The 24,264-nt window shown below is 45.6% G+C and carries 17 protein-coding genes; 10 read left to right on the top strand and 7 right to left on the bottom strand.

Annotated elements, in window-relative coordinates; all coding sequences use genetic code 11:
* Positions 1-43 precede the first annotated feature (43 nt).
* The 10 genes from FTW16_RS08110 (at position 44) to FTW16_RS08065 (ending at position 14,664) form a co-directional block, all read left to right on the top strand.
* A complete protein-coding gene (locus tag FTW16_RS08110) occupies positions 44-1,726 on the top strand; it encodes an ABC transporter substrate-binding protein (RefSeq protein WP_060982640.1) in 1,683 nt (560 codons plus the stop codon).
* Between the two features lie 169 nt (positions 1,727-1,895).
* On the top strand, positions 1,896-2,882 hold the full coding sequence (locus FTW16_RS08105; protein WP_017633262.1) for an ABC transporter permease: 987 nt from the start codon (positions 1,896-1,898) through the stop codon (positions 2,880-2,882).
* 2 nt (positions 2,883-2,884) lie between these two features.
* Positions 2,885-3,910: an ABC transporter permease gene (locus FTW16_RS08100; RefSeq protein ID WP_146490646.1), complete on the top strand. Its 1,026-nt coding sequence runs from the start codon at positions 2,885-2,887 to the stop codon at positions 3,908-3,910.
* 2 nt (positions 3,911-3,912) lie between these two features.
* The gene (locus tag FTW16_RS08095) at positions 3,913-4,896 is read left to right on the top strand and encodes an ABC transporter ATP-binding protein (RefSeq protein WP_048658172.1); all 984 of its coding nucleotides are present in this window, start codon (positions 3,913-3,915) and stop codon (positions 4,894-4,896) included.
* An 87-nt stretch (positions 4,897-4,983) separates the two neighbouring features.
* Positions 4,984-5,979: an ABC transporter ATP-binding protein gene (locus FTW16_RS08090; RefSeq protein ID WP_060982642.1), complete on the top strand. Its 996-nt coding sequence runs from the start codon at positions 4,984-4,986 to the stop codon at positions 5,977-5,979.
* Positions 5,980-6,076: 97 nt separating this feature from the next.
* Positions 6,077-7,798 carry a glycoside hydrolase family 9 protein gene (locus tag FTW16_RS08085; protein ID WP_146490645.1) on the top strand — a complete coding sequence of 574 codons (1,722 nt, stop codon included), beginning with the start codon at positions 6,077-6,079 and terminating at the stop codon, positions 7,796-7,798.
* 2 nt (positions 7,799-7,800) lie between these two features.
* A complete protein-coding gene (locus FTW16_RS08080; protein ID WP_146490644.1) occupies positions 7,801-8,685 on the top strand; it encodes an N-acetylglucosamine kinase in 885 nt (294 codons plus the stop codon).
* Between the two features lie 12 nt (positions 8,686-8,697).
* Positions 8,698-10,644, top strand: coding sequence for a beta-N-acetylhexosaminidase (locus FTW16_RS08075; protein ID WP_146490643.1), 1,947 nt, complete (start codon positions 8,698-8,700; stop codon positions 10,642-10,644).
* A 127-nt stretch (positions 10,645-10,771) separates the two neighbouring features.
* Positions 10,772-13,177 carry a GH36-type glycosyl hydrolase domain-containing protein gene (locus FTW16_RS08070; RefSeq protein ID WP_146490642.1) on the top strand — a complete coding sequence of 802 codons (2,406 nt, stop codon included), beginning with the start codon at positions 10,772-10,774 and terminating at the stop codon, positions 13,175-13,177.
* Positions 13,178-13,251: 74 nt separating this feature from the next.
* Positions 13,252-14,664 carry a phosphoglucomutase/phosphomannomutase family protein gene (locus FTW16_RS08065; protein ID WP_146490641.1) on the top strand — a complete coding sequence of 471 codons (1,413 nt, stop codon included), beginning with the start codon at positions 13,252-13,254 and terminating at the stop codon, positions 14,662-14,664.
* Positions 14,665-14,814: 150 nt separating this feature from the next.
* Here the strand turns inward: FTW16_RS08065 and FTW16_RS08060 are convergent, their stop codons facing one another.
* The 7 genes from FTW16_RS08060 to acnB all read right to left on the bottom strand — a co-directional run bounded on the left by FTW16_RS08060 (position 14,815) and on the right by acnB (position 24,083).
* Positions 14,815-15,843 carry an ABC transporter ATP-binding protein gene (locus FTW16_RS08060; protein WP_146490640.1) on the bottom strand — a complete coding sequence of 343 codons (1,029 nt, stop codon included), beginning with the start codon at positions 15,841-15,843 and terminating at the stop codon, positions 14,815-14,817.
* Entirely contained in the window at positions 15,843-17,468 is a 1,626-nt protein-coding gene (locus tag FTW16_RS08055; protein WP_146490639.1) for an ABC transporter permease, read from the bottom strand. Before FTW16_RS08055 ends, FTW16_RS08060 begins: the two co-directional genes overlap by 1 nt.
* A gap of 245 nt (positions 17,469-17,713) precedes the next feature.
* Complete coding sequence (locus FTW16_RS08050; RefSeq protein ID WP_048658180.1) at positions 17,714-18,727, bottom strand: Fe(3+) ABC transporter substrate-binding protein; 1,014 nt, start codon at positions 18,725-18,727, stop codon at positions 17,714-17,716.
* A 295-nt stretch (positions 18,728-19,022) separates the two neighbouring features.
* The gene (locus tag FTW16_RS08045; protein WP_146490638.1) at positions 19,023-20,252 is read right to left on the bottom strand and encodes an ammonium transporter; all 1,230 of its coding nucleotides are present in this window, start codon (positions 20,250-20,252) and stop codon (positions 19,023-19,025) included.
* A 27-nt stretch (positions 20,253-20,279) separates the two neighbouring features.
* Positions 20,280-20,618 carry a P-II family nitrogen regulator gene (gene glnK, locus FTW16_RS08040; RefSeq protein WP_004738200.1) on the bottom strand — a complete coding sequence of 113 codons (339 nt, stop codon included), beginning with the start codon at positions 20,616-20,618 and terminating at the stop codon, positions 20,280-20,282.
* A 240-nt stretch (positions 20,619-20,858) separates the two neighbouring features.
* Positions 20,859-21,227, bottom strand: a complete 369-nt coding sequence (locus tag FTW16_RS08035; protein WP_019824378.1) for a YacL family protein — start codon at positions 21,225-21,227, stop codon at positions 20,859-20,861.
* A 267-nt stretch (positions 21,228-21,494) separates the two neighbouring features.
* The gene (gene acnB / locus FTW16_RS08030) at positions 21,495-24,083 is read right to left on the bottom strand and encodes a bifunctional aconitate hydratase 2/2-methylisocitrate dehydratase (RefSeq protein WP_146490637.1); all 2,589 of its coding nucleotides are present in this window, start codon (positions 24,081-24,083) and stop codon (positions 21,495-21,497) included.
* Positions 24,084-24,264: the final 181 nt, after the last annotated feature.

The following is a 24,264-nucleotide window of genomic DNA, read 5'->3' as shown; positions in this document are numbered from 1 at the left end:
TTCAATCCATTAGTGAAATGAAAGCAAATAGTAAGGAACAGCTATGCTTGCCAATATAAAAAAAACAGCAATAGCAACAGCAATTATTGCAACTGCTACAACAGGTTTTGCATCAGTAGCAACTGCTGCAGAACGCAGCGAACTGACCGTTCACCCGAAAGAGTACACTACATTCGTACGTAACTTTAACCCGTACCTTGGTGCTACTAACCTACATACTACAACTGACTTCATGTATGAGCCGCTAGTAGTATTTAACGAAATGCACGGTAACACTCCAGTGTTCCGTCTAGCTGAAAACTTCAAGATGTCAGATGATCTGATGAGCGTTGTTTTCGACATTCGTAAGGGTGTTAAATGGTCTGACGGAGAAACTTTCTCTGCTGATGATGTTGTTTTTTCTTTCAACCTTGTAAAAGAGAAGCCAGAGCTTGACCAATCTGGTATCAACTCTTGGGTAACTTCTGTAGAAAAACTAAACGACAACCAAGTTAAGTTCACTCTAACAGAAGCAAACTCAAACGTACCTTACGAGATTGCTAAAGTACCTGTAGTACCTAAGCACATCTGGAAAGACGTTAAAGATCCATCAACGTTTACCAATGAGAACCCGGTAGGTTCTGGTCCATTTACAGAAATCGATACGTTTACAGCGCAACTATACATCCAGTGTGCAAACCCGAACTACTGGGATGCAGACAACCTAGATGTTGACTGTCTACGTGTTCCACAAATTGCGAACAACGACCAATTCTTAGGTAAAGTTGTAAACAGTGAAATGGACTGGACGTCTTCTTTCGTTCCAGATATCGATCGTACATACGCAGCAGCTAGCCCTAAACACCACTACTGGTACCCGCCAGCAGGTACACAGGCATTCATCGTTAACTTCAAGCACCCTGATGCTGCGAAGCATGAAGCATTGAGCAACGTTGACTTCCGTCGTGCTTTCTCTATGGCTCTTGACCGTCAAACTATCATCGACATCGCATTCTACGGTGGCGGTACTGTGAACGATTTCGCATCGGGTCTTGGCTACGCGTTTGAAGCTTGGTCTGATGAAAAAACTCATAACAAGTACAAAGGCTTCAACACATACAACGCTGAAGGCGCGAAGAAGCTTCTTGCTGACGCTGGCTTCAAAGATGTAAACAAAGATGGTTTTGTTGACACTCCATCAGGTAAGTCTTTCGAACTAATGATTCAATCGCCAAACGGCTGGACTGACTTCAACAACACAGTTCAACTAGCGGTAGAACAGCTGAACGAAATCGGTATTAAAGCGAAAGCTCGTACACCTGACTTCTCTGTTTACAATCAAGCAATGCTTGAAGGTACATACGACGTAGCATACACAAACTACTTCCACGGTGCGGATCCATACACGTACTGGAACAGTGCTTACAACTCATCACTACAATCTGGTGATGGTATGCCTCGTTTCGCTATGCACTTCTACAAAAACGACAAGCTAGATGGTCTTCTAAACAGCTTCTACAAAACAGCTGATAAGAACGAGCAGCTAGACATTGCACACGGTATTCAGCAAATCATCGCTGCAGACCAAGTGACAATCCCTGTGATGTCTGGTGCTTACATGTACCAATACAACACAACTCGCTTCACTGGTTGGTGGAACGAAGAAAATCCAAAAGGCCGTCCAAACATTTGGGCTGGTATTCCAGAGCGTCTACTTCATGTACTGGACCTAAAACCAGTTAAATAAGTAATCGTTCAATCCTTGCGGCGTAACCTCTTACGCCGCTTATAAAAATCCCCACACTCTCAATTGAAAGTATGGCGCTAGTCGTCAGGGGATTTTTCGTTCCAAATTTCGCTAGGAGCGACCTGAATCCAGAAACAGGGAAACAATCTGGGTGAGTAAGGTGTGAGTTATGGGTTATTTTTTAAGACGTTTGTCATTTTATTTTGTCGCGCTATTAGTTGCTGCGACGTTAAACTTTATTATTCCAAGAGCAATGCCTGGTGACCCCGTTACCATGATGTTTGCGAACGCTTCTGTACAAGTTACTCCAGAGCGTATTGCTGCAATGAAAGAACTATTAGGCTTCGTTGATGGCGGTCTACTGGTTCAATACGTAGCGTACATGAAGAACATTCTTAGCTGGGAACTTGGTACATCAATTCAATTCTACCCACTTTCTGTAAACACACTGTTGGGTGGAGCATTCGGTTGGTCGCTTTTCTTAGCAGGCACTGCAGTTATTCTTTCTTTCTCGATTGGCTCAATCCTAGGTATTTTCGCAGCGTGGAAACGCGGCAGTAAATACGATGCCTTCGTAACTCCAGGGATGCTGATTCTACAAGCTGTTCCTCAAGTTGTTATCGCGATGATTGCACTATTTACCTTTGCAATTGGCTTAAAGTGGTTCCCAACAGGTTACGCCTACACCGCAGGTACTATGCCAGATTGGACAAGCTGGGCATTCATTAAAGATGTCGCTTACCACGCCTTCTTACCACTGTTCTGTGCTTCTGTTGTTCAAATTGGTGGCTTCCTAGTAAACATGCGTAACAACATGATCAACCTACTAGCAGAAGACTACATCACCATGGCGAAAGGCAAAGGCCTGAGCGAAAACCGAGTGGTATTCAACTACGCAGCTCGTAACGCGATGCTACCAAGTGTGACTGCTCTTTCAATGTCTCTAGGTATGGCAATCGGTGGTCAGTTAATTATCGAAATCATCTTTAACTACCCAGGTCTTGGCAGCGTACTTTTCAACGCAATTAACGCTCGTGACTACCAAGTACTGCAAGGTCAGCTGCTTATCATGACGCTATTCATGCTGTTCTTTAACCTAGTTGCAGACATGCTTTACGTTGTTCTTGACCCTCGTCTTCGTAAGGGTGGTAAATAATCATGAAAGACTTTCTAAAACTCATTTGGCGTAACCCGATGGCCCTAACAGGCGTCATCATCCTAAGTATTTTTATTCTTGGTGCTATTGCGGCTCCATTGATCACCAAACATGTACCAGACAAACGTACAGGTAACCCACACGAATACCCTGGCTTCGTCGTTAAGTCTGCACAAACGAACCCTGACGGCTGGGTTGCTCAAAACCTAGCAGACGACCGTCGCACACTTATCATGTCTAAGAAGGCAGACCATGTACTGGGGACAACTCGTATGGGTCGTGACGTTTGGTCACAAGTGGTATACGGCGCACGTGTATCTCTGGCTGTAGGTTTTGGTGCGGGCCTTACCGTATGTTTACTAGCAACGGTTATCGGCGTTTCTGCAGGCTACTTTGGCGGCCGTGTCGATGACATTTTGACAGCCGCAATGAACATCATGCTGGTTATTCCTCAATACCCATTACTGTTCGTAGTTGCAGCCTTTATTGGTGAGGCAGGGCCACTCACCATAACCTTGGTTATCGGCTTTATGTCCTGGGCTTGGGGCGCCCGTGTTGTTCGCTCCCAGACCTTAGCACTGCGTGAAAAAGAGTTTGTAAAAGCCGCTGAAGTTTTGGGTGAATCTTCATTCCGCATCATCTTCGTAGAGATTCTGCCAAACCTTATCTCTATCGTTGGCGCAAGCTTCATCGGTTCGGTGATGTACGCAATCATGATGGAAGCAACCATCTCGTTCTTAGGTCTTGGTGACCCTAACACAATCAGCTGGGGCATCATGCTTTACAACGTTCAAACCTCTTCATCAATGCTGATTGGCGCTTGGTGGGAACTATTGGCTCCTTGTATCGCATTAACACTACTTGTAACTGGCCTTGCTCTGCTTAACTTCGCTGTCGATGAAATTGCCAACCCGCAACTGCGTTCTCATAAAGGCATGAAGCGTTGGAAGAAACTAGCGGCACAAGACAAACAAGAACGTGAACCAGAACTACCACCACAAAATGCACTTTGGAGCGGAGATAAATAATCATGTCTGAACCACTAATTTCTATCCGCAACTTATGCGTGGATTACATCACAGAGTCTGGCGATGTTCGTGCGTGTAACAACGTAAGTTTCGACATCGCTCCAGGTGAAGTATTCGGCCTAGCTGGTGAATCTGGCTGTGGTAAATCAACGGTCGCTTTCTCTCTTATGCGTCTTCATAAGCCGCCCGCTTACATCAGTGGTGGTGAGGTTATTTTCAACGGTGAGAACATCCTTGAATACAGTGATGACCGTATGCAAGCGTTCCGTTGGAGCGAGATGTCGATGGTATTCCAGAGCGCGATGAACGCGCTCAACCCAGTCCTACCAATGGAAGAGCAGTTCTGTGACGTAATCATGCGTCACACCAACATGACTCGTGAGCAAGCTAAACAACGTGCTGAAGGTCTACTAGAAATCGTAGATATTCACCCGAGCCGATTGAGTGACTACCCTCACCAATTCTCTGGCGGCATGCGTCAGCGCTTAGTTATTGCTATCGCGTTGGCACTGAATCCAAAGCTGATCATCATGGATGAGCCGACAACCGCACTTGATGTGGTTGTGCAACGCGAAATCCTACAAAAGATTTATGCACTGAAAGAAGAGTTTGGCTTCTCGATTCTGTTCATCACCCATGACCTGTCATTGATGGTCGAGTTCTCTGACCGTATCGGCATCATGTACTCAGGTGAGCTAATCGAAGTGGCTAACTCTCAAGATATTCTAGAAAACCCTTACCACCCTTACACCAAAGGGCTGGGAAGTTCTTTCCCTCCACTGACAGGGCCAAAGACAAAACTAGCAGGTATTCCGGGCAACCCTCTGAACCTGTTAGAGATCCCTGAGGGGTGTCGTTTCCAAGCTCGTTGTGACCGTGTACATGAAACGTGTACCAAGGTACCAACCAAGCTGCGTTCTATCGACCCGGGACATTTGTCTAACTGCCACCTGTACGGTGACCCAATAGTACAAAGGAAGCTATAGCTTGCACGCTAACTCAGCGTGAATAACGAACAAGGCGGCTCGACCACCTAAAAACAAGCAAAGCGAATAAGGATTCTGGAGACAATTATGAGCAAAGATTTCGGTCAATTATTGGTTGAAGGCAAGAATGTCGTAAAAGACTTCCCAATAAGCAGTACCACAATTCAAACCCCAATGATGCGTGCGATTAACGACGTGTCATTCAAGATGTACAAAAGCCGCGGCCTAGCAGTGGTTGGTGAGTCTGGTTCAGGCAAGTCAACAACCGCAAAAATGATCGCAAAAATGTACGCACCTTCAGGCGGCACGATCGAATACAAAGGTCGTGATATCCAAGAGATCTCAAGCAGAAAAGATCTTATGCACTACCGTGAAGGCGTGCAGATGGTATGGCAAGACCCGTTTGGTTCTCTGAACCCAACGCACAATATCTTCCACCACATTGCTCGACCGCTGTTGATCCACAAGAAAGTATCCCCGGGTAACAAGAAAGAGTTAGAAGAACGCGTTTACGATCTTTTGGAGCAAGTGGGCTTAATCCCACCAAAAGAGACGGCGCAAAAATACCCTCACCAACTCTCTGGTGGTCAGCGTCAACGTGTCAACCTAGCTCGTAACATCGCGGTAGGTGCAGAGGTCGTTCTAGCGGACGAACCAACCTCAATGTTAGATGTATCAATCCGTGCAGGTGTTTTGAACCTAATGGAAGAGATGAAGTTTGAGAAGCAAATGTCTCTGCTTTACATCACGCACGATATCGCAACCGCTCGTTATATCGCGGAAGACCTATCGGTAATGTACGTGGGACACATGGTGGAATGGGGGGATACCGATGACGTTATTGCTAACCCTCAGCACCCTTATACCCAACTACTGGTTTCAGCGGTTCCAGATCCTAAGAAATCGATCCATGAACAACTTGCTGGCAACAAAGGTGAGATCCCTCTTTGGACGCCAGTATCAGCAGGCTGCCCATTTGCAGGTCGTTGTACTCATGCAATGGACAAATGTAAAGAGCAGCTACCAGGGGTTACGCAACTAGCTGATAACCACTTTGTACGTTGTTACCTACACGAAAGCTAAGCAATAAAATCAAGTTAGGGTCTGCGGGCCCTACCTATTTATATCCAAAACATTCAAGTACCTAGCCAATAGAAACTAGGACTGTCGGAGAATATTGATGCTGTTATTGACCAACCATATTGGCTATGAATCCACAGGCCCCAAGCAGGCAATCTTACAAACTAAGAAAGCTCGCCTATCTAGCACAACGGCTTTACTCGTCTGTGCAGACAACCATATCACTGTCGGAAGTTTTGATGTGGTAAAACAAGGCCACGTAGCAAATTGGCATCAAGGGCAATTCTTCACTATCGACTTCAGTTCAGTCACTGAATCTGGTCGCTACTATCTACGTTTTGACAACCTGCGCTCTGAAGTATTTGAGATTGCTAGCAACCTATTAATGAACCACACGTTTTCTGATGTGCTTCATTACTTTAAGTCACAACGCTGTGGCGGTATTTTCGACAAGAAAGATCGACAAGCACAAATTCTCGGTACCGACAGATACGTCGATGTCCACGGTGGATGGTATGATGCATCAGGTGATGTCAGTAAGTATTTTAGCCACCTGTCTTATGGCAACTACCTAAACCCGCAACAGATTCCAATGGTCGTTTGGAACATGCTGAAAAGCGTGCGCTTAACCAGCGACGATCCGGACTTCCCTAAATTCTCCATGACTCGTCTAACGGAAGAAGCGCTATTTGGTGCTGATTTCTTAGTGCGTATGCAAGACGCGGCTGGATACTTCTACATGACAGTATTCGATAAGTGGAGCAAAGATATCAACCAGCGCGACATCTGCGCTTATGCGACTCAAGAAGGCCATAAATCAACAGACTTACAAGCAGGCCATCGACAAGGTGCAGGTGTAGCTATCGCAGCATTGGCAGCCGCTTCTGAGCTTGAAATCTCTGGCAGCTACTCGAGCGATACTTACCTTGATACGGCTGCTAAGGGTTACTGGCACCTAAAAGAGCACAACCTCCAGTATCTAAACGATGGTGAAGAGAACATCATCGATGAGTACTGTGCCCTACTCGCAGCCAATGAACTGTATCGCGTAACAAAAGACCAGCAATACCTATCAGAAGCAAGAACTTGGGCAACTCGTTTAATTTCTCGCCAACAGTCAGATGATTCATTTGAGCACTTCTGGTCAGCGAATTCTGATGGCACTCGACCATACTTCCATGCAGCCGAAGCTGGTCTTCCTGTGATTGCGCTATGCGAATACCTCGACAACGAAACCGATGATGAATTAAAAGAACAGGCTCGCACAGTTGTTGAACAAGCTTGCCAGTTCGAAATCAACATTACCGACAAAGTCACTAACCCATTTGGCTACCCAAGACAGTACGTTAAGTCTGTCGATGGTGATAAACGTGATGCCTTCTTTGTCGCTCAGCAAAACGAAACAGGTTACTGGTGGCAAGGCGAAAACGCTCGCCTTGGTTCAATCGCAACCATGGCGTACTTAGTTCAGCCACACATTCAAGATAGCGAACTTAAAAAGCGTTTGATCCAACTTTCGCAAAACAGCCTCGACTGGATCTTGGGCCTCAACCCATACCACATGTGCATGCTCGATGGTCACGGTCACAACAACCCTGATTACCTACCACAGCTTGGTTTCTTCAATGCGAAGGGCGGTATCTGCAACGGCATCACAGCTGGTTTCGAAGATGAACAAGACATCGCGTTTAATCCACCAGCACAAAAAGACGACATGCTTCAAAATTGGCGCTGGGGTGAACAATGGATCCCTCATGGCGCTTGGTTCCTATTAGCAACCGCTGCACAGTTCAACTTCTTAGCACAAAGTAAGGAGCAATAATCATGACTCTTTACTTCATAGGTATTGATGGCGGCGGTACATCTTGTCGAGCTCGAATCCGAGATGACCAAGGCACACTCATTGGTGAAGCGAAAAGTGGCAGTGCTAACATCCTTTTAGGTGTCGATGTTGCAATGAGCTCAATTATTGATGCCATTACAAAAGCGGCACAACAAGGGCAACTAAACTCAAACCATTTTTCAAATATGCATGTTGGCCTAGCTCTGGCTGGTGCTGAGCAAAAGTCGGCATGGTTCGATTTCATGGCTCAACCACACCCTTTCGCAAGTATGACGCTCAACACTGACGCTTACGGTGCTTGTATTGGCGCTCACAATGGCCAAAACGGCGCGATCATGATTGGTGGAACTGGCTCATGCGGCATCTACCTGCAAGATGGTGAGCAGCACGTGGTTGGCGGTCGTGAATTCCCAATTTCAGATCAAGGCGGCGGCGCGGTTATGGGTCTTCGCTTGATTCAACAAGTCCTACTTGCAGAAGACGGTATTCGCAATAAAACACCGCTCACTCAGTATGTTATGGACCACTTTAACAATGATGTCGATGCCATCGTCGAATGGTCAAAAGGGGCTATTCCAAAAGACTACGGTCAATTCTCGCCAGTGATTTTTCAACTCGCTAACGAAGGCGATGAGCTAGCTATCGAGATGCTCAAGCAAACCGCAGCTGACATCGAAATGTTTGTGCTAGCACTTCATCGCAAAGGTGCGGACAAGGTATGCCTGATGGGCAGTATCGCTGAGCGCATTCTCAAGTGGCTATCACCACCAGTACAACAATGGATCGTTCAACCTCAATTTGACGCTATCGAAGGCGCATTGATGTTTGCAGGTAAACCACAACACAACTTGTATCAACAGGCTTAGCAGGGAAGTTATATGAATTATCGCATCGACTTAGCTGTTCTTTCTGAACAAAAAAATAACTGCCGATTTGGCCTTACGGTACATAACTTAAGTGACCTTGACGTAACAGATTGGTCACTGCATTTTGCGTTTGACCGATTCATCCTTCAGGAGAGTCTGTCGCAAGGCGAACTGACTCAAGTTGGCAGTTTTTGTTCGTTCAAACCAAGTTCGTCAGTATTAAAGGCCAACAACCATTACTACCTTGAATTTAGTATTCAAAGTGCACCATTCCGCTTCTATTCTGATGGCCTTAACGATGCCTTTATCCAATCACATCATGATGGAGAAACATCGGTACTGCCTGTCGCGATATCACCGATTGTGCTGGCTTCGCCATACCGTGAACGCAATCAAATACCTGAAGTTAACGCTGCTGAAATTGCATTGATTCCTCAGCCTAATCAGATCGAACTTCAGCAAGGTAGCTTCGCGCTAAATAGCGACTGCAGAATTGAGGTTCAATCTCATCTTGCCGATATGGCCGCCTCTTGGTTCCTGCAAGAATTGCTCTCTACCTTTGAGTTGGCTCTTTCAAACGCGCTTTCAGCTGAACTTTCAAAAGACGAAAGTGGCGACATTCTATTTCGTAGCAATCCGACATTGGACGAAGCCGAATACAAGCTAGCGATCACTGAGCAGCAAGTTATCGTAGAATCCGGCAGTCAATCAGGCTTCACCCATGCCGTCGCTAGCTTAATCCAATTGGTTCAACAACAAGATGCTGAGCACTTCTCTGTGCCATGTTGCAAAATCGCCGATCAACCTCGCTTCAAATACCGCGGAATGATGTTGGACTGTGCACGTCACTTCCACTCTGTGGAGCAAGTTAAGCGTTTAATCAACCAACTGGCGCACTACAAATTCAACGTTTTTCATTGGCACCTAACCGATGATGAAGGTTGGAGAATCGAGATCAAGCGACTACCTCAGCTAACAGAAATTGGGGCTTGGCGTGGTCCTGACCATGCATTAGAACCGCAATATACCCACATTGCAGAGAATTATGGCGGCTTCTACACACAACAGCAGATTCGCGAAGTTATTGAATACGCAGAGCAACGCAGCATCACCGTGATCCCTGAGATCGATATCCCAGGACACTGTCGCGCTGCGATTAAGTCACTGCCTGACATGCTAGTAGAGCAAGCAGACACCACACAATACAAGAGTATTCAGCACTACAACGACAACGTGCTAAATCCAGGTTTGCCAGGTACTTATCAGTTCCTAGATGCTGTGATTGAAGAAGTCGCAGAACTTTTCCCGAGCGAATTGATCCACATGGGCGCAGATGAAGTACCACCGGGCGTTTGGACCAACAGCCCTGCAGCTCAAGCACTGATGAAAGAGCACCAGTACCAAGACAGCAAAGACTTGCAAGGTCACCTGTTCCGCTATGCCGAAAATAAACTCAAGCAGCTAGGCAAACGCATGGTGGGCTGGGAAGAAGCACAGCACGGCGACAAGGTAAGCAAAGAGACCATCATCTACTCGTGGCTCAGCGAAGAAGCCGCTGTCAATTGTGCTCGCCAAGGCTTTGATGTGGTACTGCAACCGGCACAATTTACTTATCTCGACATGACCCAAGATTATGCACCGGAAGAGCCGGGCGTAGATTGGGCTGCCGTTATCCCATTAGAACAAGCTTATACCTACGAAGCGCTTGCTGAGATATCCGACACCGACCCAATTCGTAAGCGGATTCGCGGAATTCAGTGTGCTCTATGGTGTGAGATCGTCACCAACCAAAAGCGTATGGATTACATGGTATTCCCAAGAATTAGCGCTTTAGCTGAAGGATGTTGGACACATAAAAACAACCGAAACTGGCTAGATTACCTATCTCGCCTAAAGGGGCATCTGCCATTACTCGACAGACTCAATGTTGATTATCGCAACCCTTGGAAAGCTCAATAAAACAAACCAAAGCGACACTCACATCAAGTGATTGCTGACTCAAATTAAGGTGCTCAGTCAGATACGACTCAGCATCACTATTTAAAAATTAGCTGCATAGATGCAGTTTGTTAAAAAGGAAATGACAATGAAATACGGCTATTTCGATAACGACAATCGCGAATACGTCATCACTCGCCCTGATGTACCAGCACCTTGGACCAACTACCTAGGTACAGAAAAGTTTTGTACCGTGATTTCACACAATGCAGGCGGTTACTCGTTCTACAATTCTCCGGAATACAACCGTGTTACTAAGTTCCGTCCAAACGGCACATTTGACCGTCCAGGACACTATGTTTACCTACGTGATGATGAGACAGGTGATTACTGGTCTATCTCTTGGCAGCCAGTGGCAAAGAGCCTCGATGAAGCGAACTACGAAGTTCGTCACGGCCTGTCATACTCAAAGTTCAAATGTGAGTACAGCGGTATTACCGCAACGAAGACGCTATTCGTACCTAAAGGTGAAGATGCAGAAGTTTGGGACGTTGTACTAAAGAACAACACTGATAAGCCACGTACTATCAGCACTTTCTCGTTTGTTGAGTTCTCTTTCAGTCATATTCAATCGGATAACCAAAACCATCAGATGTCTTTGTACTCTGCGGGCACGTCTTACCAAGAAGGTGTTCTGGAATACGATCTGTACTACAACACTAACGACTTTGAAGGCTTCTACTACCTAGCTTCAACTTTCTCGCCAGACAGCTACGATGGCCAGCGTGACAACTTCCTTGGCATGTATCGTGATGAAGCGAACCCAATTGCAGTTGAAAACGGTAAATGTTCTAACAGCGCTCAAACCTGTTACAACCACTGTGGTTCTCTGCATAAACAATTCACGATTCAACCAGGTGAAGAAGTTCGCTTTGCGTACGTACTAGGTATCGGTAAAGGGAACGGCGAGCGCCTACGTGAGAAATATCAAGACACTGCAAATGTCGATGCAGCGTTCCAAGGTATCAAAGATCACTGGGACGAGCGTTGCAACAAATTCCAAGTTAAGTCTCCGAACGAAGGCTTAGACACCATGATCAACACGTGGACGCTATACCAAGCCGAAACCTGTGTGGTTTGGTCGCGCTTTGCATCATTCATCGAAGTTGGTGGCCGTACTGGCCTTGGTTACCGTGATACTGCGCAAGATGCTATCTCTGTACCTCATGCCAACCCACAAATGACCAAGAAGCGTATTATCGACCTGCTTCGCGGCCAAGTGAAAGCGGGCTACGGTCTTCACTTGTTCGATCCTGACTGGTTCGATCCAGAGAAAGCCGACATTGAGCCATCAAAATCACCAACGGTTGTTCCAACACCGTCAGATGACGACAAGATCCACGGCATTGAAGACACCTGTTCTGATGATCACCTATGGATCGTACCAACCATCATCAAATACGTAATGGAAACTGGCGAGCACGACTTCTTTGATGAAGTAATTCCATACGCAGACGGCGGCGAAGCGACTGTTTACGAACACATGAAAGCGGCACTGAACTTCTCTGCAGAATACGTTGGTCAAACGGGGATCTGTAAGGGCCTTCGCGCAGACTGGAATGACTGCTTGAACCTTGGTGGTGGTGAGTCGTCAATGGTTTCGTTCCTTCACTTCTGGGCGCTACAAGAATTCTTAGACCTTGCTAAGTTCCGCAATAACGATGCTGATGTTGCTAAATACACAGAAATGGCAGCGAACGTACGTGAAGCGTGTGAAACACACCTTTGGGATGACGAAGGCGGTTGGTACATCCGTGGTCTAACCAAAAATGGTGACAAGATCGGTACTGCTCAACAAGCTGAAGGTCGTGTACACCTTGAGTCAAACACACTAGCAGTTCTGTCTGGTGCGGTTTCTCAAGAGCGTGGTGAAAAAGCGATGGATGCAGTCGATGAGAACCTATTCTCTGAATACGGCCTGCACCTAAACTCTCCATCATTCGCGACACCAAACGATGACATCGGCTTCGTCACTCGCGTTTACCAGGGTGTAAAAGAGAACGGCGCTATCTTCTCTCACCCAAACCCATGGGCTTGGGTAGCAGAAGCGAAGCTAGGCCGTGGTGACCGTGCGATGAAGTTCTACGATGCACTTAACCCGTACAACCAAAACGACATGATTGAAACACGTTACGCAGAACCATACTCGTACGTACAGTTCATCATGGGTAAAGATCACCAAGACCATGGCCGTGCAAACCACCCTTGGTTAACGGGTACTTCTGGTTGGGCTTACTTCGCGGTAACTAACTTCATTCTTGGTGTTCGTACAGGCTTTGAAGGCCTAACGGTTGATCCATGTATCCCGACTGATTGGCCAGAGTTCGAGGTTACTCGTCAATGGCGTGGCGCGACTTACAACATCACGGTGCAAAACCCGAATGCAGTAAGCAAAGGCGTTACCTCTATCACTATCAATGGTGAATCAGTTGAAGGCGCAATCCCAGTACAAGCAGAAGGCAGCGTGAACGATGTTATCGTTGTTCTAGGCTAGTCACTCAATTTAACGAACAACTCTTGTCTCAAGTCTTTACAGGCTTGAGACAATGAGACTAAAAGGATTTTCTAATGATTAAATTTGGTACAGGTGGCTGGCGCGCTTTCATTGGTGAAGAGTTCACCAGAGAGAACGTTCGCTTAGTAGCGCAAGCGCTCGCTAACATCATCAACAACGAAGATGCTGCCAAGAATGGATTTGTGATCGGTTATGACCGTCGTTTCCTTTCAGATAAAGCGGCATGCTGGTTTGCAGAAGTACTTGCAGCGAATAACATCAGAGTAAGCTTCATTGATAAATTCGTTCCAACACCTATCGTGATGTTCCAAGCAAAAGAGTTGGGGTGTACCTACTCAGCGTGTATCACCGCTTCTCACAACCCAGCAGACTACAACGGTATCAAGGTGTTCATTGAAGGTGGTCGTGATGCTGACGAGATCATCACCGAGAAGATCGAACAGCAAATCGCAACTCTAACCAACGAAGACGTTATCCGTGTCGATTTCGAACAAGCGTTAAATGATAAAGAGATCGAGATCATCAATCCGATGAACGACTTTGTGGATTCGATCATCAACTTTATTGATATCGATTCGATCAAAAAAGCCAACCTACGCGTACTGATTGATCCTATGTTTGGTGTAGCAAAAAATGCTCTACAAACGGTTCTGATCAACGGTCGCTGTGATGTTGATGTCATCAATGATGGCAAAAACCCAGATTTTGGTGGCTTGATGCCATCGCCAAATGCCGCAACGCTCTATCGCTTGAAGCACTTAGTAGCCGCTGAAGGTTATGACATCGGTATCGGTACCGATGGCGATGCCGACCGCTTAGGCATTATCGATGAGAAAGGTCACTTCATTCATCCTAACGAAGTGTTATTGCTGCTTTACTACTACTTGCTGGAATACAAAGGTTGGAAGGGCTCTGTCGTGCGTAACATCGCAACCACACACCTGCTAGATAAAGTGGCGGCTGATCACGGCGAGAAGAGCTTTGAGGTTCCGGTAGGCTTTAAACATATCAGCTCGCAAATGGAAGCCGATGACTCACTGATTGGTGGAGAAAGCTCAGGTGGTTTAACCATTCGTGGTCACATCAAAGGTAAAGACGGCGTATTTGCTTCTAGCTTGCTGGTTGAAATGATCAGCGTGACGGGCAAAAAGCTGTCTGAACTGCTTGATGAGATCTATTCCAAATACGGCTATGCCTACACTGCTGAAGGCGACTGCAAGTTTAAGCCTTCAGAGAAAGAAGCACTCTACACCAAGATCTATGTAGAGAAGCAACTGCCTGAATTTGAATACGAAATTGAAAAAGTCAGCTATGAAGATGGTGCCAAGGTGTACTTCAAGAATGGCGGCTGGGTAATTGCTCGCTTCTCAGGAACAGAGCCGTTACTACGAATCTTCGCAGAAATGGAAGATAAAGACACTGCAGAACGTGTTCTTCAAAAAGTGAAAGACTTCCTCTCTCTATAGGCTTATAGAGTGCAGCAGTTTTGTATGGGATTTAACAAATCACTGCCTTGTTAAAGCCTATAGGTGAAGAACTCTTGCCCAGTACTTTAATTAAAGTGCTGGGCTTTTTTATCGTGATTCTTGTAACGATTAGTATCGTGTTGTATCCCTTTAAAAAGCCAACACGCCTTTGGTATCGACTTTTACGTTTACTGGCATACCCACTTCAAGCGCTTCTGATGAGGTTGCCAACAACTTCTGACCATGAGCTTCAATAACATAGCGACAGTGGTCGCCCATAAATTGCTGTTCTAGCACTGAAATAGCGCTGTCTTGCTCATAACTTGCTTGGATCTGCTGTGGCCTTAGTAACAACGAACATTCCGATCCCACTTCAATCTGAGTTTGTGCTTTAGCTTCTATCACGCCTAAGCTTGTTTCAAATTCATTTCCTGAAATACGCTGTGCATTCAGATAACTGCCACCACCCAAGAAATCAGCAACGAACTTACTCGAAGGGTGGAAATACAACTCAGATGCCGAACCATACTGTTCAATCACACCATGGTTCATTACAGCCATCTTATCTGCGAAAGCAAATGCCTCTTCGCGACTATGAGTCACAAAAATAGCGGTAACACCCTGCTTCTTAAAGATCTTACGAATTTGAGAAATCAGCTCATGACGAACTTGAGTATCGATGTTCGAGAATGGTTCATCTAACAACAGTAAGTCAGGTTTGTATGCCAAAGATCGGGCAATCGCAACACGCTGTTGTTGACCACCAGAAAGTTGATGTGGGTATCGGTCACCGAACTCATCTAAATGAACCAGTTCCAACATCTCTTGAACTTTCTCTTTCTTTTGTTGCTCAGAGAGCTCTTTAAGGCCAAAGCCAACATTCTGTTTTACCGTCAAGTGCGGAAACAGGGCGTAATCTTGGAAAATCATACCTATGTTTCGTTGCTCAGGTGGCAACCAATTATCGCTGTCATCGATAGTTTGACAGTTCAGGCTCATTACACCGCTACTCAATGGAAGTAGACCGGCAATCGCCTTAAGTAAGGTGGTTTTTCCGCAGCCACTAGCACCAAGAAGACAAACAATTTCACCATGCTCTACTTCTAACGAGAGCGCTTCCAAGATAGTTTGCGACTCATATTTACAAGTCAGATCTTTAATTGATAATGCACAACTCATTAGTGTTTCTGCTCCAAAGAACGGTTTACGATGATCAGAGGAATTAAACCCACCAACACCAATAATACAGCAGGCATTGCCGCCAATTCTAGGTGCTCATCTGAGGCATAGTTATAAACGTAAGTCGCCAATGTTTCGAAATTGAAAGGACGTAGCAGCAATGCCGCATTCAACTCTTTCATTGATTCGATAAACACCAGTAAACCTGCGATCAACGCACCGCGTTTAATCAAAGGTAAATGAACACGACGTAACATCTGGTTGGTATTGCAACCCATAGTTTTAGAAGCCATATCCAATGAAGGAGAGATTTTACTCAAGCTACTTTCAATACTGCCAATCGCCACGGCAGAAAAACGCACGACCATCGCAAAAATAAGCGCAAACATAGAGCCAGAGAAAATCAGCCCCGGGCGCCCCCACTCCATCACTTTCGCAATATCATTGACTAAGTGATCCATGAACAGCACAGGCACCATCACACCAATAGCCAACACGGTGCCTGGAACGGCATAGCCCATCGAAGCGAGACGCATATAAGCCTGATTTTTCTTACTCGGGCTAACACGTTGATTGAAGTTAACAATCATCGCTACAATTACACCAATAATTGCCGCTACCACCGACACATAAAGGCTGTTAACCGCATACTCTCTGAATTCAGGCGTCCAACTTTGTGCAAAGTATTTGTAGGCATAGATCATCAACTGGCCTAGAGGGAATAAGAATGCAACGCACACTAATCCCCAGCACCAAAATAGTGCCAACCACTTCTTCCAACCGGACAGGTCGTAACGAAAGTCTTCACGACTGCTGAATTGATTCTGGAACAGTTTCTGTTTACGACGACTGTAGCGCTCTGAACTCAACAGTAGGATCACGATAACCAGCATAATTGCCGATATTTTCGCAGCAGCCGTTAAACTTGAGTAACCTAACCAGGTATCGTAAACCGCTGTCGTTAAGGTGTTGACTGCAAAGTAACTCACAGTACCAAAGTCACCAATGGTTTCCATTGCAACAAGCGATAGACCTACGGCCATTGATGGGCGAACAAGTGGCAACGAGATACGACGAAAACTTTCCCAAGGTGAGCATTTTAGCAACCGAGCTGATTGTAGTAAGGAGACGTTTTGCTCCATAAATGCCGCTCGGCACAGCAAGTAAACATAAGGATAGAGAACGAGAGACAGAACAATAATAGCACCAGATAAGGTTCTAATATCCGGGAACCAATACTCACCAGGTCCCCAACCAGTAAGATTTCGCAGTAGAACTTGAACAGGACCAGCAAAGTCGAACCAATCGGTAAAAATATACCCGACAATATAGCCTGGCATTGCTAATGGCAGTACCAGCGCCCATTGCAAAACCCGCTCGCCCGGTACACGGCACATTGCCATAATCCAAGCAGACGGAATACCAAAAACCAAAGACAGGAGCATGGTTCCTATGACTAAAACCACCGTATTGTAAGCATAGGTGGGCATCACTGTGGACATCAGATGAGAAAATAGCTCATCTGTTTCTCCAACAGCCGTCGTAAAAATCGCTAAGATCGGTAAAACCAGCAAGACAGCAATGACGCCGCTACTGGTGTTCCATAAATAATTCTTTTCTTTCATCGCCTAACTACAACGAGGCTTAATGAAACACAAATGCATTTGCAAATACATCTCATATCCTTTTAATGGTGGGGTTATTTATACCCATATACTGTAACGACTTCAAGGTGAGATGCTCATAACTCAAGGGATCAACAGCTAGCTTTGTATCAAAAAGTGATTTTCCAAAAACAAACAACCTCAAGTGACCGAAAATGGTGACTTGAGGTTGTCATTTTACTTGGGCCGAAGCCTACAGTAATAAATTAAAGATCAAACTTAACTTCGTCTAATAGTTTGATTGCTGCTGCGTGATGGTCAGCAATTTGGTCTAGAGAAATTGTATCTGCTTTGAATTCACCCCATGAAGCAACAAGCTCAGAAGGTTTAACATCAGCTTTCACTGGGTATTCATAGTTCACTTCTGCGTACATGCTTTGTGCTGTGTTACCCGATAGGAATTCCATTAGCTTAACGGCATTCTCTTCGTTTGGAGAGTATTTAGCCATTGCCATACCAGAGATATTCACGTGAGTACCCGTTGTCTCTTGGTTAGGGAAGTTAATGTAAACAGCGTCAGCCCAAGCTTTTTGCTCTTTATCGTTAACCATCTTGCCTAGGTAGTAGCTGTTACCAAGAGCAACATCACATAGGCCTTCTTTAATCGCTTTAACTTGTGCTCGATCGTTGCCTTGAGGCTTGCGTGCTAGGTTAGCTTTTACGCCTTCTAGCCACTCTTTCGTTTCAGCTTCACCTTTGTGAGCTATCATCGAAGATACTAGAGAAACATTGTATGGGTGCTTACCGCTACGCGTACAGATCTTGCCTTTAAATTCAGGCTTAGTTAGATCTTCGTAAGTAAACTCCTCCCCTAGACGACCAACACGGTCACGAGAAGAGTAAACGCTACGTGTACGTGTTGTTAGAGCGAACCACTCATTGTTTGTATCTTGGTATTGAGCAGGAATATTCTTTTCAAGAACTTCGCTTTCAACAGACTGAACTAAACCTTGTTTAGTTAGCTCAGATAGACGACTGATGTCTACAGTTAACACTACGTCTGCAGGGCTGTATTCGCCTTCTTGAGCTAACTTTTCTGCTAAACCTTTTTTAGCAAACTTAACGTTTACTTTAATGCCAGTCTCTTTTGTGAATTCCTTGAACATTGGTTCAACTAGGAAAGGTTGACGGTAAGAGTATACGTTCACTTCTTCCGCAGCCATTGCAGCAGGGGCAATGACACTACACGCTAGAGCTGAAAGTGTTAGCAGTTTTTTCATGGTAAAATCCTTTATATCGAAATGATAATCTATATCAGTTGCGTTATTATATTCATCAGTAACACAATTACAATGATGTCCGACAAAAAAATTGTTCGCTCTGCATCATCAGCCTCGCACTTTTGTAACAATTCATTTCAAAGTGACCGCTTATTCTTGCGAAGAGTTGCCGGCTAGCTCGGTTTATCTACATCAATCAAAACTACTCGACCATTAATAACAAAACCCCACAACCAATGGCTATGGGGTTTGCTTTGTCCTGCCTAACCCGTTCAGATTAGACAAATACTATTGGTTATTTTACTGATACAAACTCTGGGTAAGCGCCGACACCACAATCGTGCATGTCCATACCTTCTAGCTCTTCATCTTCACTAACACGAATACCGATTGTTGCTTTAAGCACTGCCCATACCGCTAGGCTCGCACCGAATACCCATGCGAAGATTACGGCAGCACCCAATAGTTGAGCACTAAACGTTGCGTCAGTATTACTCAGTGGCACTGCCATTAGACCGAAGAAACCACACACACCGTGCACTGAGATAGCACCAACTGGATCATCAATCTTAGCTTTATCTAAAGCGATGATGCTGAACACAACTAGCGCACCAGACACTGAACCAATAGCCACAGCGAACAGAGGAGATGGAGATAGAGGGTCTGCAGTGATTGCTACTAGGCCAGCTAACGCACCGTTAAGAATCATTGTTAGGTCTGCTTTGCCCCAAGTCGTTTTACATACTAGTAGTGCTGCGATTGCGCCTGCTGCTGCTGCTGCGTTGGTGTTAAGGAAGATTTGACCCACTGCTGTCGCGTTCTCGAAATCTGAAACCATCAGTTGAGAACCGCCGTTGAAACCGAACCAACCAAACCAAAGAATAAATGTACCTAGTGTTGCAAGCGGCATGTTTGAACCAGGAATCGGGTAGATTTCACCGTTCTTACCGTATTTACCTTTACGAGCACCAAGTAGTAGAACACCTGCTAATGCAGCTGCTGCACCGGCCATATGTACAATACCCGAACCTGCAAAGTCACTGAAACCCGCTTCTGATAGGAAACCACCGCCCCAAGTCCAGTAACCTTCAACTGGGTAAATGAATGCTGTTAGTACTACCGAGAAGATAAGGAACGACCAAAGTTTCATACGCTCAGCAACTGCACCAGATACCACCGACATTGCAGTTGCAACGAATACTACCTGGAAGAAGAAGTCTGATTCTAGAGAGTGGTCTGCGCCTTCACCTTGAGTACCAATCAGAGTACCGAATGATGGCAACCAACCGCCTTCGCCGTTGTCGACATACATGATGTTGTAACCAACCACTAAGAACGCTGTACAAGCAATTGCGTACAAGCAGATGTTCTTAGTTAAAATTTCTGTGGTGTTCTTTGAACGAACTAGGCCAGCTTCTAACATTGCGAAGCCTGCTGCCATCCACATTACCAACGCACCTGAAATGAGGAAGAAAAAAGTGTCTAGTGCGTAACGTAGTTCCGTTACTGTTGTTGTAAGTTCCATATTAAAGTCTCCAGTCCTTGTAATTCTTTAAAGTGCTTCAGCATCCATTTCACCAGTACGGATTCGTACGGCTTGGCTTAGGTCATACACAAAAATTTTGCCGTCGCCGATTTTTCCGGTATGTGCCGCTTGGCTAATCGCTTCAACAACTCGGTCAACATTTTCAGCTTGGGTAGCAATCTCTAGCTTCACCTTTGGTAGGAAGTCCACTTGGTACTCTGCACCACGATACAATTCAGTGTGTCCCTTCTGACGACCAAAGCCTTTCACTTCAGAAACAGTCATACCTTCAATACCCACATCAGAGAGCGCTTCGCGTACATCGTCTAATTTGAATGGCTTAACAATGGCATTTATTAATTTCATATTCTTTCCTTAAATTCTTACTTAATCCGTTAATTCTCTTATAACAATCCAAGTAGCGTGCCAAAACACTAAGCACTTGATTTAAAACAACATATACATAATAGGACTATAAAAACGAAAAAGGCCGCACCAATATGGTGCGGCCTTTTCACTATCTTAATGCGTAATGCTCTTACTTGCTCCAGTTTTGGGCAACGGAGCCTTCAAAGCTCAGAATGGCTAACAGGTAAGTGTTAGAAACTAGTAACCTAAAAAATCCATCCAGCGTTCGATGAGTAGTTCAAAGTCATCGATTCCACAGCTTGCTTGGCTTTCACAGTTATAGAAGTCGAACTCACTGCCCTCTTCCATTTCTTGCTCATGCGCTAACACGTTTTCTTGAATCGTTACTTCATCTTCATTAATCGCTAGGCTGATCTCTTTGCCAAGTAACGTTACTTCGTTGCTCAGATCCTGTCGTGACTGCTCAATAAGCGCCATCACATGATCCAGTTTCTGCTTATCTTTACCAATCTCTTCTTGTAACCAACGGCCAACGATTTCATGCCCCATACTGCATTTCACGTAGTACTCACCCATCAAAGTGTTTCTTGTAAATTCGAATTCCATAGTGGCTCCACGCAGTGACTGCAGACAGGGTTAAAAATGAGGCGAGAGTATATAGCGAAGTCATCAAGAGATCGAGTCGCTCGTCGTCCAGCATTCAGACATAAAAAAACGCCTACCGAAGTAGACGCTCTATCATTTGGGTTCCTCTAAATAGTTGGAGTGGCAGCTAGGCGACAAGTACGTTCATCCCTATGAGCATAGAAGCTCTATGTGATTAGGGTGAACGTGCGCAGTCAACAACGCTGCCGCTACAAATATGACGAGGAACTAGGCTGGTTCTTGGAAAATAACCGTATCGGCTTTCTCCGTGTACTGACCCATTTTATGGAAGTTCAGGTAACGGTATGTATCTGCAGCCGTTGCATTGATCTTATCAGCGTACTCTAGGTACTCTTCTTTCGTTGGAATACGACCAAGAATCGCACCTACCGCAGAAAGCTCAGCAGACGCTAGATAAACATTCGCGCCAGTACCCAAACGGTTCGGGAAGTTACGAGTAGAGGTAGACATTACTGTCGACTTGTCTGCAACACGCGCTTGGTTACCCATACATAGTGAACAACCCGGAGTTTCGATTCGGACCCCAGCACGACCGAAGATACCGTAGTAGCCTTCTTCTGTTAGTTGGTCTTTATCCATCTTAGTTGGCGGAGCCACCCAGAGACGAGTGCTTAGCGAGCCGTTGAACTCTTCAAGCATTTTACCTGCAGCACGGAAGTGACCGATGTTCGTCATACAAGAGCCGATGAACACTTCTTGGATCTCAGTACCTTGAACGTCAGATAGAAGACGTGCATCATCTGGATCGTTTGGTGCACATAGGATTGGCTGATCGATGTCAGCAAGGTCAATCTCGATAACGTGAGCGTATTCAGCATCTGAGTCAGCAGATAGCAATTCAGGGGTCGCTAACCACTCTTCCATTGCCGTGATACGGCGCTCAATCGTACGAACATCACCGTAGCCTTCAGCGATCATCCACTTAAGCATAACGATATTAGAGTTCAGGTATTCAGAGATAGACTCTTCAGAAAGCTTCACTGTACAGCCAGCTGCCGAACGCTCAGCAGATGCATCAGAAAGCTCAAACGCTTGCTCAACAGATAGGTGTTCAACACCTTCAATTTCTAGTACACGACCAGAGAATTCGTTGATCTTACCTGCTTTTTCTACCGTTAGTAGACCTTGCTTGATACCGTAAAGAGGAATGGCATGTACTAGGTCACGTAGCGTGATACCCGGCTGCATTTCGCCTTTAAAACGAACCAAGATAGATTCAGGCATATCAAGAGGCATTACACCCGTTGCCGCAGCAAATGCTACTAAGCCTGAGCCCGCAGGGAATGAAATACCCAGAGGGAAACGAGTATGCGAGTCACCACCTGTACCTACAGTATCAGGAAGAAGCATACGGTTTAGCCATGAGTGGATAACACCATCACCTGGGCGTAGTGAAACACCGGCACGGTTCATGATGAAATCAGGCAGCGTGTGGTGCGTGTTTACGTCAACCGGCTTCGGGTATGCCGATGTGTGACAGAAAGACTGCATGACTAGGTCTGCAGAGAAACCAAGACACGCCAGATCTTTAAGCTCATCACGAGTCATAGGACCAGTCGTATCTTGAGAACCGACTGTCGTCATTTTAGGTTCACAGTACTGACCAGCACGCACACCTTCAACGCCACATGCTTTACCAACCATCTTCTGAGCTAACGTATAGCCTTTATCAGATGCAGATGGGTCGATTGGTTTAGCAAACAGATCGGTTTCTTCTAGACCTAGAGCGTCACGAGCGCGACCCGTTAGACCACGACCGATGATCAGTGGAATACGGCCACCAGCACGCACTTCATCGAGAAGTACTTTGCTTAGCTCAAAGTTTGAAATTACAGAACCGTTCTTGTGAACAACACCTTCGTACGGGTAGATATCAATGATATCGCCCATGTTCATGTCTTGTACGTTCAGTTCAATGGGTAGTGCGCCTGAGTCTTCCATTGTGTTGTAGAAGATCGGTGCAATTTTACCACCAAGACAAACACCGCCAGTACGCTTGTTTGGTACGAATGGGATGTCTTCCCCCATGAACCAAAGTACTGAGTTTGTTGCCGATTTACGTGAAGAACCAGTACCAACAACATCACCAACGTAAGCCAGTGGAATGCCATCTTTTTGCATTTCTTCAATTTGATTGATTGGACCAACGCTACCCTGTTCATCAGGAGTAATGCCATCACGTTCCATCTTCAGCATCGCTTTCGCGTGTACTGGGATATCAGGACGTGACCAAGCATCAGGTGCTGGAGATAGGTCATCGGTGTTAGTTTCACCGGTAACTTTAAATACTTTAACGGTGATCTTGTCCGCTACTTTATCTTTAGCTGTAAACCATTCGGCATCAGCCCAAGATTGAAGTACTTGTTGCGCTGAAGCATTGCCTGCTTTCGCTTTCTCTTCTACGTCGTAGAACGCGTCGAACATTAGTAGAGTATGAGACAGAGCTTTAACAGCGATAGGTGCAAGCTCAGCATCGTCTAGTAGAGATACTAGAGATTCGATGTTGTAACCGCCTTGCATAGTACCAAGCAATTCTGCAGCTTTTGCTTTACTTACTAGTGGAGAAGCTACTTCACCTTTAGTGATAGCCGTAAGGAAGCCAGCTTTTACGTAAGCAGCTTCATCTACACCCGGTGGAATGCGATTTTCTAGTAGGTCAAGAATGATTTCTTCTTCACCTTGAGGTGGATTCTTCAGAAGTTCAACTAGGCCAGCTACCTGCTCAGCATCTAGTGGTTTTGGAACAACTCCTTCGGCAGCACGTTCTTCGACGTGTTTACGGTAGGCTTCAAGCACGACTTTTTTCCTCTCATTGCGGTTCACTTCTTCCCTTCATAATTGTTAGTAAAATAAAGAAGTGAACATCCTTGGAAACTTGGCTCTCCATTGCCATTTTTGTCATTCAATTTGTATTGATGAGCGGCGTCATAGAGGCCAAACTGTGGGCGGTAGAATAGCAAATTTAACGTTAAATTAA

Source organism: Vibrio sp. T20 (assembly GCF_007858795.1).
GTDB lineage: Bacteria > Pseudomonadota > Gammaproteobacteria > Enterobacterales > Vibrionaceae > Vibrio > Vibrio satsumensis.
This window is presented reverse-complemented; position numbering and strand designations above follow the sequence as displayed.

Coding starts and splice junctions, on each gene's coding strand:
- FTW16_RS08110 (WP_060982640.1), top strand. CDS start 44: ATGCTTGCCAATATAAAAAAAACAGCAATAGCAACAGCAATTATTGCA.
- FTW16_RS08105 (WP_017633262.1), top strand. CDS start 1,896: ATGGGTTATTTTTTAAGACGTTTGTCATTTTATTTTGTCGCGCTATTA.
- FTW16_RS08100 (WP_146490646.1), top strand. CDS start 2,885: ATGAAAGACTTTCTAAAACTCATTTGGCGTAACCCGATGGCCCTAACA.
- FTW16_RS08095 (WP_048658172.1), top strand. CDS start 3,913: ATGTCTGAACCACTAATTTCTATCCGCAACTTATGCGTGGATTACATC.
- FTW16_RS08090 (WP_060982642.1), top strand. CDS start 4,984: ATGAGCAAAGATTTCGGTCAATTATTGGTTGAAGGCAAGAATGTCGTA.
- FTW16_RS08085 (WP_146490645.1), top strand. CDS start 6,077: ATGCTGTTATTGACCAACCATATTGGCTATGAATCCACAGGCCCCAAG.
- FTW16_RS08080 (WP_146490644.1), top strand. CDS start 7,801: ATGACTCTTTACTTCATAGGTATTGATGGCGGCGGTACATCTTGTCGA.
- FTW16_RS08075 (WP_146490643.1), top strand. CDS start 8,698: ATGAATTATCGCATCGACTTAGCTGTTCTTTCTGAACAAAAAAATAAC.
- FTW16_RS08070 (WP_146490642.1), top strand. CDS start 10,772: ATGAAATACGGCTATTTCGATAACGACAATCGCGAATACGTCATCACT.
- FTW16_RS08065 (WP_146490641.1), top strand. CDS start 13,252: ATGATTAAATTTGGTACAGGTGGCTGGCGCGCTTTCATTGGTGAAGAG.
- FTW16_RS08060 (WP_146490640.1), bottom strand. CDS start 15,843: ATGAGTTGTGCATTATCAATTAAAGATCTGACTTGTAAATATGAGTCG.
- FTW16_RS08055 (WP_146490639.1), bottom strand. CDS start 17,468: ATGAAAGAAAAGAATTATTTATGGAACACCAGTAGCGGCGTCATTGCT.
- FTW16_RS08050 (WP_048658180.1), bottom strand. CDS start 18,727: ATGAAAAAACTGCTAACACTTTCAGCTCTAGCGTGTAGTGTCATTGCC.
- FTW16_RS08045 (WP_146490638.1), bottom strand. CDS start 20,252: ATGGAACTTACAACAACAGTAACGGAACTACGTTACGCACTAGACACT.
- glnK (WP_004738200.1), bottom strand. CDS start 20,618: ATGAAATTAATAAATGCCATTGTTAAGCCATTCAAATTAGACGATGTA.
- FTW16_RS08035 (WP_019824378.1), bottom strand. CDS start 21,227: ATGGAATTCGAATTTACAAGAAACACTTTGATGGGTGAGTACTACGTG.